This window comes from uncultured Tateyamaria sp., assembly GCF_947494755.1.
Classification (GTDB): Bacteria; Pseudomonadota; Alphaproteobacteria; order Rhodobacterales; family Rhodobacteraceae; genus Tateyamaria.
On sequence record NZ_CANLVZ010000010.1, the window covers coordinates 108,107 to 124,222 of the forward strand.

Below are 16,116 nucleotides of genomic sequence, written 5' to 3' on the forward strand. Positions count from 1 at the left end.
CATTGAAGGTTCCGTATGAACTTACACCAAAAGATATAACACATTGTTAACAAATTTTCAATGATCGCTAGCAAACGGTCAGCCAGTGGAGTGCCTTTGCCAGTACCCCTTCCAGTTGCGCGACACAGGCGCGGCCATTGAGTTACTTACTACAATCTGCGCCAGAGTACCGTTGTCTGTGCGGCGGTTGTCTTCCAACCAAGCGGCGTGGTTCGCATACTGATGCAGGTACTGCGGGCTAACATGGTGGTGCTGGCCCTGCACCATGCGGCGCAGGCGTGAGAAATAACTTTCCACCATGTTCGAGTGCTTGCCGTGGTCGCTGTAAATCTCTGAGTGGTTCACGCGGTCCACGTGATAGCCAGCGTGCAGCATATCCCAATGGCTGGCCTCGTCCGCTGACATAGTTGCCATGCGGCTTACGTTCTCGTTTGCCAGCGCAACGCCTTCGCCCTCAGACATGCGAACGAATGGCAAAGTGCGGCCCTCACGCTCCCGCAGGGCAATGACGACACGGCGCTTGCCTGTCTGGTTCACTTTCAAGCGGCGGTCCTTGCGGTCTGCCTTGGCGTTCTCAGGGCGGATGTGACCACCGAAATACGCGCCATCAATCTCAACATGGCCCTGCAACACTTCGCCCGTCTGGACCTCTTGGGCCATCGCCTCGCGCAGCTTGTGGGCCAGCACAAAGGCAGTCTTGTACTGGCAGTCCAGATCACGGCTCAGTTGAACCATGCTCACGCCCTTAGAGGCGTTCACGATGATGCAGATCGCGCCCAGCAGGTCCACAAAGTCCATCTTGCGCGAGGCGAAAATGGTGCCGCTGGTTACGCTGAACTGGTGCGCACATGCCTTGCACTTGAATTTGCGGCGCGTGGTGATCTTGTAGGTTTCGTGGTTGCTGCAACGGGGGCAAACCGCCTCACCGTCTGTTTCAGGCCAGCGCATCTGGCAGAACGTCTCGTAGGCCGCATTTTCGCCAGCCTTGTAGATCGACCGCAGTGAAAGCGTCCGAGAAGCTGCTGAAAGGAGGAAATGCTGGGCCATTGTACTCTCTGTGATTACCTATATCATAAATATAGTACATACATATCACGTTTACAATGGCAAATATCACATTTATAGTGCCTTTATCATATATAGAGAGCGCCATGCCAGATCAGACTGATTGGGAAGCCAAAGCGGCGAACATGTTGAAAGCAGAGTTGAAGCGGCAGGGCGTTACGTACGCACAGCTTGCTGAGTTAATTGGGGATAAAGAGCCGAACGTCCGCAACAAACTGTCGCGCGGCAAGTTTAGTGCAGCCTACATGCTAAAATGCTTGAACGCCGTAGACGTCGGGGAACTTAGAATTTAGTCGCTGGAGCGCCCACTCTGATTGACATGGCGCTCTCAGAAACTTGAAAAATCTCTGCCAAAGCGGCCACCGATGTGGTTCCACTCGCGATGTATTGATTAAGTAATACGCGAGGCATCAGAATGTCCGCTGCTAGCTTGTTGGCTTGCGCCTCCATGGCGTTACTCAACCGACTACGGTAAAGTCCATCATCAACAATACCATCGCCGATGAACCGTCTGTGCAGAATGAAATGAGCGATCTCATGGGCTGTAGTGAACCGGCGGCGATTGATGTGGTGGCCCTTGTTCACATAAATCGCATATCCAGATGAGCCGCCTTGATCAGCAGACTTTACGATCTTTCCAGATAAGTCGTCAGGCCAGTTCGGAACGTGCCAAACTTTCAGGCCAAGATCATCGGCGATAGCGACAGTTTGTACCGGAGGCGAGGCCTGGTGTCGCTGAATGACCGATAGTTGCTCTGGATAAGTAAGGTTCATTCGTCTTTCGCTGGCGTTGCGCCCTCTATAGGCTGATCGTCTAAGCCGTAGTCACCGCTATGTTCGGGTTTGCTGTTGTCGTCTCTCGCCCTTACGGCGTCAAGTATGCTGAGTTGCTCTGATACAGTGTCTTTCGCCTCTTTCTCTGCTGCCTCTACGGCTGCACGAATGGCAGCATTCTTGATCTCAGTGTAACCGAAAAGGCCTAGAGCTGCGAGGATAAAGCCCACCAGCACCAATATCATCTCAAGTATCGTGACGTTCAAGGCCAGCGCCTCAACAGTGTAACCAGTAGGACTGACGGGCATGAGGGCAGTTACTTCAGAGGCGCTATACCAGTAGACAAAGAAAGCAAGATTTGCTGCCCCGACAATGGCGATGAATAAGATCAGTAGTCTTTTCGCCAACTTCAAGACGCAAACCCCAGAAACAACTCACCATCGGATATCTGAAATCACAGGATACTGGAAGGCTTGGTGCGTTTGATACATAAGGCCGCAGATGTGGTGCAACAGCACCGTTGGCCCGCCTTTGCCACCTTTCAGCTTGGGGATCAGGTGATGCAGGCTTTGCGGGGCATCTGCCGGGATGGGGCGTCGGCAAAGCGGGCACAGGGGGACGGTCTTTGGATCGGACATGGGCGTGATCCCTTGCGCGGATGGGGCTTGGCATGACAATTGGTCCACGACGTGCATTGGACAAGGGGGCGGGGCGTGGAGTTTGATCTGGAAAGCCAGCCGGAGATTGTGCAGACGATCGCAGGCTATGCCATTCAAGCGTGGGAATTGGCGCTGACGTGGCTGCTGAGCCCGGCGGCATGGTCCCAGTTTGGCGTACTGATCGTGGCCTATGTCATTGCGGTTCTGGTGACGCGCCGGGCGCGACCGGCATTGGCCGAGCTTCTTGATCCGGGCCCAAGCACTACCGTGATTGCCAAGGCCCGTCGGTTCGTCGCGCAATTCCTGCCGCTCATGCTTGCCTTGCTGGCCTATATGTTCACAGCCGTGGGCGAGGCGATCATCCGCTCGATCTTTGATTCCGGTGCGGTCATCGCCTTTGGCAAGCGCGTGTTCATGTTCCTGGCGGTGCGGGCGTTGGTGCGCGATATCATCGCCGATCCGTTCCTCAAACTGCTTGGCCGCTATGTCCTGATCCCGATTGCCGCGCTTTATGCGGTGGGTCTGCTGACTCCGGCGATGGTCCAGCTTGAAGCGACGGTCATCCCGCTTGGCAACCTGTCGTTCAACCTGTTGTGGTTACTGCAATTCGTCACTGTTGCGGGCGTCATTTTCTGGCTGGGGCAGTGGTCAAACTCGCAATCAAACGAGTTCATTCAAAAGCAGGAAGAAATGCGGCCCTCGCTGCGCCAACTGGTGACTAAAGCGGTCGAGTTCCTGATCTTTGGCGTCGCCTTCCTCGTGTTGATGAACATCATGGGCATCAACCTGTCTGCCTTGGCCGTCTTGGGCGGGGCCATCGGTGTCGGCCTTGGGTTTGGCCTGCAAAAGATCGCATCGAATTTTATCTCTGGCGTGATCCTGCTGGTCGAAGGCCAGGCGACCGTTGGCGATTATGTCGAGCTCGATGGCGGCGAGTCGGGAACCATCGTGAAGATGACCGCGCGCGCCGCGATCCTTGAGACCTATGACGGGCGCTGGATCGTCGTCCCGAACGAGGATTTCATCACCACCCGCGTTGTCAACTACTCCGACAGCGGGTCGGCGAACCGGTACGAGGCCCCATTTTCGGTGAGCTATGACACGGATATCAACGCCATCCCGGCCATGATCGAAGCGGCGGTGGCCACGCATCCCGAAGTGCTCGACAGCCCCTATCCGCCTGATTGTGAGTTGCGCGGGTTCGGCGACAGCGGCATCGATTTCGCGGTCGAGTTCTGGGTGAATGGGATCGATGATGGGCCCAACAAATACACATCTGACGTGCTGTTCCTGATCTGGAACGCGCTCAAGGCCAATGACATCATCATCCCATATCCGCACCGCACGGTGGAGTTGACGGGCGAGTTGCGGACACGCGCCGAATGAAACAAGTGGCAGTGATCGGCGGCGGCCCGGCGGGGTTGGCGGCCGCCGAAGTGATGGCCGAGGCCGGGTTGGCGGTGACGATCTACGAGGCCAAACCGTCCTTGGGCCGCAAGTTTCTGATGGCGGGCAAGTCGGGCTTGAACCTGACCCATGCGGCGGCATTGCCCGATTTGATGCAGGGATACTCGGATGCGGCCCCTTGGTTGCAGCCAGCCGTCTCTGCATTCGACAGCGATGCCATTGTCGCTTGGGCCGAGGGGCTGGGCCAGGAGATGTTCACGGGCACCACGGCGCGTGTTTTTCCCCGCGCGATGAAAGCCTCGCCTTTGCTGCGCGCGTGGTTGGCGCGGCTGGATAGCCTTGGCGTTGTGTCGAAAACCCGCTGGTCCTGGACCGGATGGGAGGGGGAGGCCCTGCGGTTTGACACCCCCGAGGGGCCGCAAAGCGTGGCATGTGATGCTGTGGTGCTCGCCCTTGGTGGCGCAAGCTGGGCGCGGTTGGGATCGGACGGCGCATGGGCGCAGACACTGGAAGGGGCGGGCGTGAACCTCAGCCCGTTTGCCCCCGCCAATGCAGCCATTTGGGTTGAGTGGTCGCCGCATATGGACAGCCATTTGGGCAAGCCTCTCAAAGGTGTGACTTGGCGAGCAGGCGATTATCGCAGTCGGGGCGAAGGCGTCGTGTCGCGGCGTGGGCTTGAAGGCGGTGGTCTTTATTCGGTGTCACGTGGTGTGCGCGAGGGCGCGCGGCTGTTTGTCGACTTGCTGCCGGATCTCAGCGTGGACGAGGTTGCCGCGCGTCTCGCGCGCCCGCGTGGCAAGACGAGTTTTGCCAACCATCTGCGCAAGGTGCTGAAGCTCGATCCGCTCAAGATCGCGCTGGCGCAGGAGTGGGGGCGTCCATGGCCCGAAGGGGATGTGGCGACGGCGCGGCGGCTGAAAAAGCTGGTTGTGACCCATGTGGGCTTGCGCCCGCTGGACGAGGCGATCTCGACCGCAGGGGGTGTGCATGCAAATGCGCTTGGCCCTGATTTGATGCTACGGGCCGTGCCGGGGGTATTTTGCGCCGGTGAAATGCTGGATTGGGAGGCCCCGACGGGCGGCTATCTGCTGACCGCGTGCCTTGCGACGGGCCGTCACGCGGGGCGCGGGGTGGTGGACTGGTTGGCGGGCTAAGGACCGCCTTACGGCATCAGTGTGCGGCGGCTGCGCGAAATGCGGGGCGGGCACGCAAGCGTTTCGTATAGGCCTTGACCGTCTCGGGGATTGGCGGGAAGCCCGCTCCGAACGCCCATCCGAAACAATGGACCGCCAGAAGATCCGGCAGCGTGATCTGATCGCCCATGATAAATTCGCCCGCAGCATCGAGCGATGCGGCGAAGGTGTCGGCGGTGCGCGCGAATTCCTTTTTCAGAGTAGGTTTGACTTCTGCCGCGCGCAGTTTCTCGGGCAGAACAAAGCTGTGTTTCGCATAGGTCCAGAGGATGGCATCCATTTCGTCGATGAGCCACAGGGTCATCGCATCCTGCCGTGCGCGTTCGGGGGTGCCAGCAGGGGCGGTCAGTTTGCCGTGTTTGTCCGCTAGGTAGGTCATGATCGCGACACTGTCGGTCAGCACGTTGTCGCCATCGACCAAGGCCGGGATCTTTCCCAACGGATTATACTCGCGCGCCTCGTCCGAGCGGGGGGCGGCTGGCGTGACCTCGTAGTCCTGACCCAGTTCGTCGAGCATCCACATGACCCGAAAGGCACGGCTTTTGACGGTTCCGATGACGCGGTACATGGGGTGTCCTTTCGGCTGAGGGCTGTGATGCGCACGATTGCAGTGTGGCGTGCCGGACGCAAGCCGATGACAGAAGCTGTCACCATTGCGCGCTATTGTATAGGCTCAGACAACAGAGCGGTTTTTCGGGAGTTCGCTATGCCTCATTCTGGTTCGTGCATGTGTGGTGCGGTGTCCTTCAACGTCACCGCGCCCCTATCGGAAACGGGTGCGTGCCATTGCGGGATGTGTCGCAAGTGGTCAGGGGGCGTGTTCATGAGCGTGGCCGTGCCCGAAGGCGGGCTGGACATAAAGGGTGCCGAGAACCTGACGGCCTATGCCTCGTCCCCATGGGCCGAGCGGGTGTTTTGCAAGCTGTGCGGGTCGAGCGTGTTTTATCGGGTGACCGCCGATGGTCCCATGAAGGGCGAGATGCATGTGGGGTTGGGGACGTTGGATGATGTGTCTGATCTGACCTTTAACAGCGAGATCTATATCGACCGCAAACCGGAGGCTTACGCCTTTGCGGGCGAGGGGCGGACGCTGATGACCGAAGCGCAGGTGGTGGACCTCTTTGGTGGAGTTGTGCCTGACTGATCAAAGCCCAGAGGAAACCTTTTGGGGGGCTTTGCCCCCTGCCCGCGGCCTCCCCCAAGGTATTTTTGGTCAAAAGAAATTTGCGGGTCTCAGCGCCGGGCCAGCATCGCCAACCGGATGAATGTCCGTTCCACCAGCGCCAGGGCGGGCGCATGTTGGCCTGCCGAGCGTAGTTGCAAATCTGTGTCTGTCAGCTCGGTCAGGGCTGTTTCCAGCTTGATCGGACCCCACGCGCGGGCCTGCGCCATCATCTTGTCCCGGTTCGGCCCCCAAATCTGGGGCCGCCCTGAGGTATCTGTCGCTGCGCGGTGCAATGTTCGAAAGTGTCGCATTGCCCCGATGCATAAGGTGACGGCGTTCACCCCTTGCGCTTGCAGGCGCTGCATGACGGGGCCGATGGCCGCGGCCTGCCCATCCGCCACGACCAGCAGCACATCGTCCACGTCCGCCTCGATTGAGACCGGCGCGCAGGCGGCGATGTCATCGGCATTAAGCGGGGTGTTGTCGTTGAGCTTGTAGAGCCCGATCTTGGTCAGCGTCTGGCGAAAATCCCCTGGTTCGAGGTCACGCGCCAAATCCATGAGTAGATGCATCGCGTCCTGCGGGGCGTCAGTGATGCCCGCGGCCTTGAGGTCACGCTCAATCTCGTCCCGGGTCGGAGGATTGTCGTAGATGCCGACCGCATAGGCGGACGCGTGTCCCTCAAACGCCTTGCGCAGTTTCGAGGTGGGTTTGAGGTTGCCGGCGGTCGCGATGATCTGCGCGTCACCCGGTGCCCACGCGGCCAGGGCGTCGATGACGATGGGCCCTGTGATTTCGTTCACGTCCTCGATCAGCGCCACGCGCGGGCCGGGAAAAAATCCGATGGCCTTGACCGCATCCAGCAAGAGCGCGGGGTCCTTGCGTACCTCGCTGGCAGCCATCCTGGTCAGCCGCATCTCTTCTTCACCCCGTGGGCCGATCAGAGCGGCGACGACTTGCTGCCGCTTGAGCGCGATACGCATCCCGTCCGCGCCAAAGATCAACAGACCCGCTGCCTCAGCATCAGGTTTGGCAAAGTAGCTGGCGGATTGTCCGGCCGAGAGTTTCACAGATCGCTGGCTTGCAGTTGCAACACGATCTGGTCCGCGAGGATCGTCATGAGCCGTTGTGTGGCGTCGCGTTGTGCAGCCACGGTTGCGACGTTGGTGCCCGTTGCGGAATAGCCGACGAAACTGTTCACCTGATCCGAGCGTATCACGGCCCCTGTGCCCGAATCGGTAAGCGTGTAGGCTGCAGCGCCGATCAGGTGAAACCGCCGCACATCCCCATCAGGGTCGATGGCCCGCGATTGCAGCCCCGCCGACAGGTTGACCGCCAGCCGATAGGCCGGATCGCCCGCGCGCCCCAACCGTTCTTCAAGCCGCTGGACCAGCAAGAACCCCTCGCGGTCATTGGGCGGGTCAATCTGAACCCGATTTTGCAAGGCCGTGCCCGCCCCGCCAGGCCCATAGACCGGTTCAAACCCGCAGGCCGCGAGCGTCAGGCAAAGCAGAACGGTTTTGAGCCAGTGCATGTTCAGATCACCACGTTGACGATGCGCCCGGGCACGACGATCACCTTCTTGGGGGTGCCGCCATCAAGCGCCTTTTGCACAGCTTGGGTCGCGAGCGCCTGCTTTTCAACCTCTGCTTTGTCGAGGTCTGCGGCCACTGTCAGTTCGCCGCGCCGTTTGCCGTTGATCTGGATCGGCAGGGTCACAGTGTCGGAGACCAGCATTTTTTCGTCCGCCACAGGCCAGGGTGCGGTCGTGACCAGACCCTCGCCGCCTTGGTGGGCCCAGATATCTTCGGCGAGGTGCGGTGTCATAGGGGCCATGAGTTGCGCGAGCGTCATAATCGCCTCGCGTTGAGCTGCGTGGCTGGCCTTGGATTTCTGCAAGGTCGCGGTAAAGCCATAGAGCTTGGCAATGGCGGCGTTGAACCCAAAGGATTCGACCCCGAGCGTGACGTCATTGATCGTCTTGTGCATGGCGCGCAGCAGGTCGTCATCGCCTGTCCCTGAGGCGTCGGTGTCCATCGCGCTGATCCGGTCGCAGATGTTCCAGACGCGCGCGAGGTGTTTGTAGGCAGCCTCGGCCCCCGAGGCTGTCCATTCCACATCCCGTTCGGGCGGGCTGTCGGACAGCACGAACCAGCGCGCGGTGTCAGCGCCGTAGCTTGCGATAATCCCAAGCGGGTCGACCACGTTCTTTTTCGACTTGGACATTTTGGCAGAGGGGATGATTTCGACCTCGGTGCCATCGCTGAGTTTGCCGTCGGTGACATCATCGGGCAGGTGATAAACGGGGCGCCCCTTAGCGTCCCTCGTCTGATAAATCTCATGCGTGACCATGCCTTGGGTGAACAGCGCATCGAACGGTTCAACTGCGGATTTGGGCAGGTGGCCGGTGATCTCCATCGCGCGTGCAAAGAAGCGGGAATAGAGCAGGTGCAGAATCGCGTGCTCGATCCCACCGATATATTGGTCCACATTCATCCAGTATTCGGCGTCTTCCTTGATCGTGGGTGTGTCGGCACGAGGCGCTGTGAAGCGGGCGAAATACCACGAACTGTCCACGAAGGTGTCCATCGTGTCCGTCTCACGCTTGGCTTGTTTGCCGCAGGACGGGCAGGACGTGTCGCGCCATGTGGGGTGGCGGTCCAGCGGGTTACCGGGCACGTCAAAGGTCACATCGTCAGGCAACTCAACCGGCAGGTTCTCTTTCTTCTCGGAGACTACGCCGCAGTCGTCGCAATGCACGACGGGAATGGGGCAGCCCCAATAGCGTTGGCGCGACAGACCCCAGTCGCGCAGGCGATATTGGGTCTGACCCACGCCCAGTTCGTGCGCCTCGAAATAGTCGATGGTCGCGTCGATGCCATGCTGGCTGGTGGTTTCGGTGATACCCGCGAAGTGGTCGATATAGACAACGGTTTCGGTCTTGGCGGGCACAAGTACTTCGGCTTCAACCTCAACCGGATTGCCGGGCATGTGAAAGGCGTTGCGCACGGGCAGGCCGTATTTGCGGGCAAAGTCCAGATCGCGCTGATCATGGGCCGGACAGCCAAAGACCGCACCGGTGCCATAGTCCATCAACACGAAGTTGCCGATCCAGACGGGCAGCTCCACGCCGTCATAGACGGGGTGTTTGACGCGCAGGCCGGTGTCGATCCCCTTCTTTTCGGCCTTTTCCATAGCCGCTTCGGTCGTGTCCATCTTGCGGCACTCATCGATAAATGCGGCAAGGTCGGGGTTGTCCGCCTCAAGTGCCTTGGCCACAGGATGATCGGGTGACACTGCGATGAAGGACGCGCCGCGCATGGTGTCGGGGCGCGTGGAATAGCAGCGGATCGTACCTGCGCCATCGGTGCGCACAAAGGGGATGTCGATCCCGCGGCTCTCACCGATCCAGTTTTCCTGCATCAGCCGCACCTTGGCGGGCCAATTGTCGAGCCCGTCAAGGGCGGATTTCAACTCGCCCGCCATGTCCGAAATCTTGAAGAACCACTGGGTCAGCTCGCGCCGCTCAACCTCCGCACCCGAACGCCAGCCTTTGCCGTCGATCACCTGCTCATTAGCGAGCACGGTCATATCGACCGGATCCCAGTTCACCTGCGCGTTCTTTCGATAGACAAGACCGGCCTCAAGGAAGTCGAGGAACAGCGATTGCTGCTGGCCGTAATATTCAGGGTCACAGGTCGCGAATTCGCGCGACCAGTCGATGGACAGGCCCAAAGGCTTCATCTGGCCGCGCATGTCGGCGATATTATCATAGGTCCAGGTCTTGGGGTGACCGCCGATGGCCATGGCCGCATTTTCGGCAGGCATTCCAAAGGCATCCCAGCCCATCGGGTGCAGGACGTTGTGGCCCGTGGCAAGCTTGTAGCGTGCGATCACGTCGCCCATCGTGTAGTTGCGCACGTGTCCCATGTGTATGCGCCCCGACGGATAGGGAAACATCTCGAGGACGTAGTATTTCGGCTTGTCCGCGCTGCGGCGGGCCTTGAACACATCGGCCTCGTCCCACGCCTTTTGCCAGTGGGCTTCGATCTCGGACGGGGAATAGGTGGGCATGTGAGAACTGATCCTGATCTTGGACATGAAAACGCCGGGCTGGTGGGCCCGGCGCTTGTCATAGTGTGGAATAGAAGGCGCGAAAAGGGGCTAGAGCCGGTTGTCGGCAATGCGCAACTGACGGGCGCGGGTCAGGATCGCATCCTCGACGGCGCGCACAGCGGCGGCGCTGGCCGGGCCGTTGCGGGTTTGTAGGGCGACGTTCAGCGACCGGGCATCAAGGGCGGGGTCACTGATCAGCACCGTGGCGCGATATGCGCGTCCACCACCGGGTGGTGTTCCGAATCCAGTCACGATCACGCCGGTAAACGGATCGACCGTCTGGATGGGCAGAAAGTCCAAAACCTGGATCGAAGCGGACCAGATGTATTTGTTGACGCTGACGACTGCTTCCTGATTCCGGCGCGCGCGCAGCGCCTCGCCCAGGGTCGTGCCGCCCGCACCCTGCCGACTGAGGGCAATATCACTGTCGGTGTCGATATCGGTCGAGCCCCGAGATGTGATGGGTTGCCCGCATCCCGCCATTGCACCCACGGCAGTCAAAAGCAGCGCGTGCCGCGTAAAGCGCCCTGTAGACTTGAAAATACCCATGAAACTGCCCCACAACGTCAATTCTTTGCGCCTGTGATAGACAAGTTGATTTAACCCCGCAAGGCGCAGACGCGATGGGTGCCTATAGAGAGCGTCAAACAGACTGTGGCAAAGCTGCACCAACCATGGTGGAATTAAGGTGCGGGTTCATGCGCTGCTTGAGGTGTGCGGTCAAATGAGTGAAACACCACTCATCCCCTCACCGGATTCCCCGGTTAGGGCGTGTGAATTGAAAACCGAGGGAAAACTCATGAAAAAAGTTCTCTTTGCTACAACCGCTCTGATCGCCACAACCGGCATGGCAGCAGCGGAAATCAGCTTTGGCGGCTTCGGTCGTTTTGGCTTGTTCTATGATGATGGTGCGGATGAAGATGTACGGGTGGAACAGCGTTTCCGTCTGACAGCAACCGGCACAACCACGTCGGACAACGGCCTGGAATTCGAAGGTCGTATCCGTTTCCAGACAGACGACAACGTCAATGGCGCTTCCGGCCTGGCCAACCGGTCGGCAGCTGGTTTTGCTGTTTCGACAGGTGGCTTCCGCTTGGACGTGGGCCAAGTCTCCGACGTGATCGACTCCGGTGACGTTGTGAACTACTACGGTTACGGCGTTGGTCTGACATCGTTCGCTGAACAGTCGTCGGGCTTCGGTCTGCCAGCTTCCGGCTTCGGTACATCCTCGGATGACACAGAAGTCGCACCAACAGTGAAACTGCGTTACCAAATGGGTGACTTCACTGTGTCGGCTTCGATCACAGATGACTCCGAAATCTCGGCAACATCTGCGGCCATCAGCGACGGTGAATTGCTTGCATCCGACGGCACAATCGTTGCTGCCGGTGGTACGCTGGAGAACACCACAACAACATCGCGTGACGAGTACCAAATCGGTGTCGGCTACAGCTTCGGCAACTACTCGGTTGGTGTGGCTTACGGTAACGAAGACGGCGACGTTGTCGCGAGCTCCGTTGTTGACGGCGTTCTGACATCGACAGTCAACACCAACGAAGACTTTGACTTCTGGGCTGTGTCCTTCGACGGTGAGCTGGGCGCATTTGCCTTCTCGATCCTGATCGCTGACTACGAGAAAAACGACGACACATCGTACGGTTTCTCGGTCAAGTACGACGTTGGCGCCGCCACAGACATCCGTTTCGCTTTTGCTGACAACGGTGTTGACGGTGACGACGAAGTCTACGCAATCGGCTTCCAGCACGGTCTGGGTGGCGGCGTGTCCCTGCGCGGCGGTGTCGGCCAAGCGACAGACGGCGACACAATCGCTGACCTCGGTGTGGTCTTCAACTTCTAATAGTTGAACACATCTGAAGTTTTGGGGCGGGCCTTTGGCTCGCCCCTTTTCGTTTGCGCCCCTTTTGTCCGCTGAAGTGGGGTGCTAACTCGGTGCCACAGCTTACGACAGTCAAAGGTGCCCGCCATGTCTCTCAGCGAAATCACCCAGCACATTGCCGACGCCGAGGCCAAAGCGGGGCGGGCCCCCGGTTCTGTCACTTTGATCGCTGTCAGCAAGGTACAGCCCAATGACCGCGTGGCCGCTGTTCTGGATCAGGGCCACCGCGTCTTTGGTGAAAACAAGGTGCAGGAGGCCGCTGGCAAGTGGCCGGAGTTTCGCGAGACCTATGGCGATATTGACGTCCACCTGATCGGCCCGCTGCAATCCAACAAGGTCCGTCAAGCGATGGAACTGTGTCAGGCCATCCACGCCGTTGATCGCCCCAAACTCGCCAAGACAATTGCCCGTTTGGCGCAGGAAATGGGCCAATGCCCCGATCTGTTCATTCAGGTCAACACCGGGGAAGAAGACCAAAAGGCAGGCGTCCCGCCCCGCGAAGCCGATGCGTTTGTGGCCGAGTGCCGCGCCCTTGATCTGCCTGTGCAGGGTTTGATGTGCATCCCCCCCGTCGACGAAGAGCCATCGCTGCATTTTGCGCTGCTTGCCAAGATCGCAGCGCGCAATGGTCTGTCGGGGCTGTCGATGGGGATGAGTTCGGATTTTGCCTCAGCCATTGCGCTTGGGGCGACGCATGTGCGGGTCGGGTCTGCCATATTCGGAGCGCGCCAGCCGCAGGGCTGATCAGCGCACGATCAGCCGTGTCTGATAAGTGATCCGTGGTGCAATCCAGGCCAAATGCTGTGGATCAAGGCCGATGCACCCTTCGGTCGGGTATCCGGGACGCCGCCAGCGATGGATAAAGATGGCGGAACCGCGCCCCGGCACCGCATAAGGCCAGTTCCAATCGGTCAGGATCACCAGATCATACAGAGGGTCCGCGCGCCGCAGTTTTTCATGGCTGTGCGCATAAGGTGCCCGGACCATGTGGTTGTAGTTCTCGGCTTGTGGATCATCAGACCACAGATCGCCGGGCCGTATCGGAACTGCCCAATCTGTCGGGCGCGCGATCCGATCCGGGCGAAAGATCATCCCGACGATCCGGTGGGCGCCAGTCGGTGTCGCCCCGTCGCCCTCTTGCTTGCGCGCAGAGATGCCGCCGCGTCCGATGGTGCAGGGAAACAGACGGCCAGCAAACCGCAGACCACGCGGGCACAAGATCAGATCGTAAGGGGTCACAGAGCACGTAAGGCGCACATGTCGTGCGCCCCTGTCACAGCAAGTGCCCGGACTTGGCGGCTTTGGTCGCCAGATAATCGTGGTTAAACCGGTTTTCGCCCACTTTCAAAGGAACGCGCTCGGCCACTTGCAGGCCGCTCGCCTCCATCATGGCCACCTTGGCGGGGTTGTTGGTCAGCAGGCGGACGGCGGAAAACCCCAGTGACGTCAGAATATCGGAGCCGAGGCGAAAGTCGCGCTCATCATCTTCAAATCCAAGCCGATGATTGGCCTCGACCGTATCAAAGCCCTGGTTCTGCAACGCATAGGCTCGCATTTTGTTGGCCAGACCGATGCCCCGCCCCTCTTGGTTGAGGTATAACAGCACGCCGGTGCCTTCCGCGCCCATCTGGGCCAAGGCACCGCGCAATTGCGGACCACAGTCGCATTTGAGGCTGCCCATCACATCGCCGGTGAAGCAGGCCGAATGCAGACGGGCCAGCACGGGCATACGTCTGTCGGGGCGCCCGATCTCGATAGCGTAATGTTCCTCGCCGCCATCCTCCGGGCGGAACACATGCAGCCGTCCGGCCTCGGACGCCTCAATCGGCAGGCGAGCATGCACAACCGGATGCAACGGGCTCCCGGTCGTCATCAACGGCACCACAAGCGCGAGCGATACCGCCGTCAGCCCGTATTCCATTGCCACCCCAAGACCATCCGTCACCTGTGCGCACAGGGCCGCAGGCAGCAATCGGGCCGATTTGCACAATTGGATGGCCGTTCTATGGGGGGTCGCATCACCGCCGCGCACACTGTTGAGCGGGCCTTTCATCGGCGTATTGAGATCATCTGCCGGGTCTGCGAGCGCCTGCAACCAAGCCAATGTAGCATCCCCCGGCAGCGCGATCCGGGCGACCTCACCGTCATAGGCACGCGCCTTCAGCGTCTCGGCACGCCGCCCGCTCAGGGCCAGAACGCTGTCCCCGTCCAGCGCACGCAGTGCGGCCAACCGCTGTGCTGACAGTGTTTCGACGGGAACCACCACGACGCTTGGCGTGCCCAAAAGCACCACGGGCACACCCATGCGTAGGTCAGCACGTGCGCGCGCGAGCGTTTCGATGATGTCGGGAGCGAGGCCCATGTTACAAAATCCAAGATCCGTTACACCCGACATACGCAAAACCCCCCGGAATTGAAACAATTGCCGTGATGGCCACACATGGACGTGAGACAAACCGTGAAAACTTGCCCAAACCGTTGCTAACCCTCATCTATTCCTCAACACGAAGCCGGGGACCGCGTCTCCGACATGAGAGGGAGACGGGACCGATGGCACAACTGAAGAAGATTCTGCTGGTCGATGATGACGAAGATCTGCGCGAGGCGCTGAGCGAACAACTTATCATGACCGAGGACTTTGATGTCTTTGAAGCGGGCAACGGTCAGGACGCGTTGGTCAAGTCCAAGGAAGCGATCTATGATCTCGTGATCCTTGATGTCGGTCTGCCTGATACGGACGGTCGCGAATTGTGCCGGGTGATGCGCAAGCAGGGTGTTAAATCCCCGATTCTCATGCTGACCGGGCACGACACCGACGCCGATACCATTCTGGGCCTTGATGCCGGTGCGAATGACTATGTCAGCAAGCCCTTCAAATTCCCCGTCCTTCTGGCCCGTATCCGCGCGCAACTGCGCCAGCACGAGCAATCCGAGGACGCGGTGTTCACCCTTGGGCCATACACCTTCAAGCCGTCGGTCAAGATGCTGATCACCGAGGACGACAAGAAAATCCGCCTGACCGAGAAAGAGACGAACATCCTCAAGTTCCTCTATCGCTCGACCGAAGGCGTTGTGGCGCGCGACGTGCTTTTGCACGAAGTGTGGGGCTATAATGCGGGTGTGACGACGCACACGCTCGAGACCCATATCTACCGTTTGCGCCAGAAAATTGAACCAGATCCGTCAAACGCCCGCCTTCTTGTGACCGAATCCGGTGGGTATCGTTTGATGGCCTGACATTGATCTGGATCAGTGCGGAACCTTTTGCGCCGATCCATGTTCATATCCAGACACCCGCGCATGTCGGGGCCGCGCTGCGGCAGAACATGCACCTCCCTGTTGGACTTGCCCGGGCCGCGTGCCCGGGTCTTTTTTTGCCCGATCACTGGATACGGAAAAAGGCGCACCCGGTTGGATGCGCCTTTCTGGAGTTCCTGGTGGCCCGTGTTGGGCCAGCTTTGGCTTATGCCAATGCGATGTTCGACGCGCTTTCGCGACCATCACGGCCCGCTTCGATGTCGAATGTCACTTTTTGGTTGTCTGCCAGACCTGTGAGGCCGGCGCGCTCAACCGCAGAGATGTGCACGAACACGTCCTTGCTGCCGCCGTCGGGCGCGATGAAGCCGAAGCCTTTAGTTGTGTTGAACCATTTGACTGTACCAGTGGCCATGTCATTTTTCCTTTTCAAGTACTGCCCGCAGGATGCGGCAGGTCGGCAAAGTCAGAACAAGATCGCAAGACTGAGCCGATGAAAGGAGCAGTGAGGTCGATAGTGGTAACGTCGCACCGCCCACATAGGCCCCGCGCCCTACAATAGCAAGGGTGACGTACGCCCCCGAT

At 59.5% G+C, this 16,116-nt stretch carries 18 protein-coding genes and 1 pseudogene; 7 read left to right on the top strand and 12 right to left on the bottom strand.

Annotation, left to right across the window (positions count from 1 at the left end):
* Nucleotides 1–78: 78 nt before the first annotated feature.
* Nucleotides 79–1,047: an IS1595 family transposase gene (locus Q0908_RS13595; RefSeq protein ID WP_299285332.1), complete on the bottom strand. Its 969-nt coding sequence runs from the start codon at nucleotides 1,045–1,047 to the stop codon at nucleotides 79–81.
* A gap of 104 nt (nucleotides 1,048–1,151) precedes the next feature.
* On the opposite strand from Q0908_RS13595, the gene Q0908_RS13600 reads away from it, so the two are divergent.
* Entirely contained in the window at nucleotides 1,152–1,358 is a 207-nt protein-coding gene (locus tag Q0908_RS13600) for a DUF6471 domain-containing protein (protein ID WP_299285335.1), read from the top strand.
* On the opposite strand, the gene Q0908_RS13605 is transcribed toward Q0908_RS13600, so the two are convergent.
* The 3 genes and pseudogenes from Q0908_RS13605 to Q0908_RS13615 form a co-directional block, all read right to left on the bottom strand.
* Entirely contained in the window at nucleotides 1,348–1,839 is a 492-nt protein-coding gene (locus Q0908_RS13605) for an ImmA/IrrE family metallo-endopeptidase (protein WP_299285338.1), read from the bottom strand. The two genes, Q0908_RS13600 and Q0908_RS13605, sit on opposite strands and share 11 nt — an antisense overlap.
* Complete coding sequence (locus Q0908_RS13610) at nucleotides 1,836–2,252, bottom strand: hypothetical protein (RefSeq protein WP_299285341.1); 417 nt, start codon at nucleotides 2,250–2,252, stop codon at nucleotides 1,836–1,838. The genes Q0908_RS13605 and Q0908_RS13610 overlap by 4 nt, the downstream gene beginning before the upstream one ends.
* Nucleotides 2,253–2,336: 84 nt before the next feature.
* Nucleotides 2,337–2,477: pseudogene (locus tag Q0908_RS13615) on the bottom strand (HNH endonuclease); the annotation flags it as partial.
* Between the two features lie 75 nt (nucleotides 2,478–2,552).
* On the opposite strand from Q0908_RS13615, the gene Q0908_RS13620 reads away from it, so the two are divergent.
* Together Q0908_RS13620 and Q0908_RS13625 are read left to right on the top strand one after the other, a co-directional pair.
* The gene (locus tag Q0908_RS13620; protein ID WP_299285344.1) at nucleotides 2,553–3,884 is read left to right on the top strand and encodes a mechanosensitive ion channel domain-containing protein; all 1,332 of its coding nucleotides are present in this window, start codon (nucleotides 2,553–2,555) and stop codon (nucleotides 3,882–3,884) included.
* Nucleotides 3,881–5,059 carry a TIGR03862 family flavoprotein gene (locus Q0908_RS13625; protein ID WP_299285347.1) on the top strand — a complete coding sequence of 393 codons (1,179 nt, stop codon included), beginning with the start codon at nucleotides 3,881–3,883 and terminating at the stop codon, nucleotides 5,057–5,059. Before Q0908_RS13620 ends, Q0908_RS13625 begins: the two co-directional genes overlap by 4 nt.
* 16 nt (nucleotides 5,060–5,075) lie before the next feature.
* Here the strand turns inward: Q0908_RS13625 and Q0908_RS13630 are convergent, their stop codons facing one another.
* Nucleotides 5,076–5,666 carry a glutathione S-transferase family protein gene (locus Q0908_RS13630; RefSeq protein ID WP_299285350.1) on the bottom strand — a complete coding sequence of 197 codons (591 nt, stop codon included), beginning with the start codon at nucleotides 5,664–5,666 and terminating at the stop codon, nucleotides 5,076–5,078.
* Between the two features lie 138 nt (nucleotides 5,667–5,804).
* Here Q0908_RS13630 and Q0908_RS13635 point away from each other — a divergent pair, with 138 nt between their 5' ends.
* Nucleotides 5,805–6,242, top strand: a complete 438-nt coding sequence (locus Q0908_RS13635; RefSeq protein ID WP_299285353.1) for a GFA family protein — start codon at nucleotides 5,805–5,807, stop codon at nucleotides 6,240–6,242.
* Nucleotides 6,243–6,331: 89 nt separating this feature from the next.
* Here Q0908_RS13635 and holA read toward each other — a convergent pair whose 3' ends face one another.
* The 4 genes from holA to Q0908_RS13655 all read right to left on the bottom strand — a co-directional run bounded on the left by holA (nucleotide 6,332) and on the right by Q0908_RS13655 (nucleotide 10,928).
* Nucleotides 6,332–7,333: a DNA polymerase III subunit delta gene (gene holA, locus Q0908_RS13640; RefSeq protein ID WP_299285356.1), complete on the bottom strand. Its 1,002-nt coding sequence runs from the start codon at nucleotides 7,331–7,333 to the stop codon at nucleotides 6,332–6,334.
* On the bottom strand, nucleotides 7,330–7,797 hold the full coding sequence (gene lptE, locus Q0908_RS13645; RefSeq protein ID WP_299285359.1) for an LPS assembly lipoprotein LptE: 468 nt from the start codon (nucleotides 7,795–7,797) through the stop codon (nucleotides 7,330–7,332). The genes holA and lptE overlap by 4 nt, the downstream gene beginning before the upstream one ends.
* A gap of 2 nt (nucleotides 7,798–7,799) precedes the next feature.
* Nucleotides 7,800–10,337, bottom strand: coding sequence for a leucine--tRNA ligase (gene leuS, locus Q0908_RS13650; RefSeq protein WP_299285362.1), 2,538 nt, complete (start codon nucleotides 10,335–10,337; stop codon nucleotides 7,800–7,802).
* Between the two features lie 90 nt (nucleotides 10,338–10,427).
* Nucleotides 10,428–10,928 carry a DUF3576 domain-containing protein gene (locus tag Q0908_RS13655; protein WP_299285365.1) on the bottom strand — a complete coding sequence of 167 codons (501 nt, stop codon included), beginning with the start codon at nucleotides 10,926–10,928 and terminating at the stop codon, nucleotides 10,428–10,430.
* A gap of 250 nt (nucleotides 10,929–11,178) precedes the next feature.
* Here Q0908_RS13655 and Q0908_RS13660 point away from each other — a divergent pair, with 250 nt between their 5' ends.
* Both Q0908_RS13660 and Q0908_RS13665 read left to right on the top strand, forming a co-directional pair.
* Entirely contained in the window at nucleotides 11,179–12,237 is a 1,059-nt protein-coding gene (locus tag Q0908_RS13660) for a porin (RefSeq protein WP_299285368.1), read from the top strand.
* 126 nt (nucleotides 12,238–12,363) lie between these two features.
* Nucleotides 12,364–13,020: a YggS family pyridoxal phosphate-dependent enzyme gene (locus Q0908_RS13665; protein ID WP_299285371.1), complete on the top strand. Its 657-nt coding sequence runs from the start codon at nucleotides 12,364–12,366 to the stop codon at nucleotides 13,018–13,020.
* Here the strand turns inward: Q0908_RS13665 and Q0908_RS13670 are convergent, their stop codons facing one another.
* Both Q0908_RS13670 and ribA read right to left on the bottom strand, forming a co-directional pair.
* On the bottom strand, nucleotides 13,021–13,515 hold the full coding sequence (locus Q0908_RS13670; protein WP_299285462.1) for a L,D-transpeptidase family protein: 495 nt from the start codon (nucleotides 13,513–13,515) through the stop codon (nucleotides 13,021–13,023).
* Between the two features lie 34 nt (nucleotides 13,516–13,549).
* On the bottom strand, nucleotides 13,550–14,638 hold the full coding sequence (gene ribA, locus Q0908_RS13675) for a GTP cyclohydrolase II (RefSeq protein ID WP_299285374.1): 1,089 nt from the start codon (nucleotides 14,636–14,638) through the stop codon (nucleotides 13,550–13,552).
* 188 nt (nucleotides 14,639–14,826) lie between these two features.
* Here ribA and Q0908_RS13680 point away from each other — a divergent pair, with 188 nt between their 5' ends.
* Nucleotides 14,827–15,513: a response regulator transcription factor gene (locus tag Q0908_RS13680; RefSeq protein ID WP_299285377.1), complete on the top strand. Its 687-nt coding sequence runs from the start codon at nucleotides 14,827–14,829 to the stop codon at nucleotides 15,511–15,513.
* 226 nt (nucleotides 15,514–15,739) lie between these two features.
* On the opposite strand, the gene Q0908_RS13685 is transcribed toward Q0908_RS13680, so the two are convergent.
* The gene (locus tag Q0908_RS13685) at nucleotides 15,740–15,946 is read right to left on the bottom strand and encodes a cold-shock protein (protein ID WP_005851393.1); all 207 of its coding nucleotides are present in this window, start codon (nucleotides 15,944–15,946) and stop codon (nucleotides 15,740–15,742) included.
* Nucleotides 15,947–16,116 lie beyond the last annotated feature (170 nt).

Excerpts from the sequence above, each read along its gene's own strand:
- Q0908_RS13630 (WP_299285350.1), bottom strand. The coding sequence starts at position 5,666 with ATGTACCGCGTCATCGGAACCGTCAAAAGCCGTGCCTTTCGGGTCATG.
- Q0908_RS13605 (WP_299285338.1), bottom strand. The coding sequence starts at position 1,839 with ATGAACCTTACTTATCCAGAGCAACTATCGGTCATTCAGCGACACCAG.
- Q0908_RS13660 (WP_299285368.1), top strand. The coding sequence starts at position 11,179 with ATGAAAAAAGTTCTCTTTGCTACAACCGCTCTGATCGCCACAACCGGC.
- Q0908_RS13625 (WP_299285347.1), top strand. The coding sequence starts at position 3,881 with ATGAAACAAGTGGCAGTGATCGGCGGCGGCCCGGCGGGGTTGGCGGCC.
- Q0908_RS13600 (WP_299285335.1), top strand. The coding sequence starts at position 1,152 with ATGCCAGATCAGACTGATTGGGAAGCCAAAGCGGCGAACATGTTGAAA.
- Q0908_RS13665 (WP_299285371.1), top strand. The coding sequence starts at position 12,364 with ATGTCTCTCAGCGAAATCACCCAGCACATTGCCGACGCCGAGGCCAAA.
- Q0908_RS13595 (WP_299285332.1), bottom strand. The coding sequence starts at position 1,047 with ATGGCCCAGCATTTCCTCCTTTCAGCAGCTTCTCGGACGCTTTCACTG.
- lptE (WP_299285359.1), bottom strand. The coding sequence starts at position 7,797 with ATGCACTGGCTCAAAACCGTTCTGCTTTGCCTGACGCTCGCGGCCTGC.
- ribA (WP_299285374.1), bottom strand. The coding sequence starts at position 14,638 with ATGGGCCTCGCTCCCGACATCATCGAAACGCTCGCGCGCGCACGTGCT.
- Q0908_RS13685 (WP_005851393.1), bottom strand. The coding sequence starts at position 15,946 with ATGGCCACTGGTACAGTCAAATGGTTCAACACAACTAAAGGCTTCGGC.
- Q0908_RS13635 (WP_299285353.1), top strand. The coding sequence starts at position 5,805 with ATGCCTCATTCTGGTTCGTGCATGTGTGGTGCGGTGTCCTTCAACGTC.
- leuS (WP_299285362.1), bottom strand. The coding sequence starts at position 10,337 with ATGCCCACCTATTCCCCGTCCGAGATCGAAGCCCACTGGCAAAAGGCG.
- Q0908_RS13680 (WP_299285377.1), top strand. The coding sequence starts at position 14,827 with ATGGCACAACTGAAGAAGATTCTGCTGGTCGATGATGACGAAGATCTG.
- Q0908_RS13655 (WP_299285365.1), bottom strand. The coding sequence starts at position 10,928 with ATGGGTATTTTCAAGTCTACAGGGCGCTTTACGCGGCACGCGCTGCTT.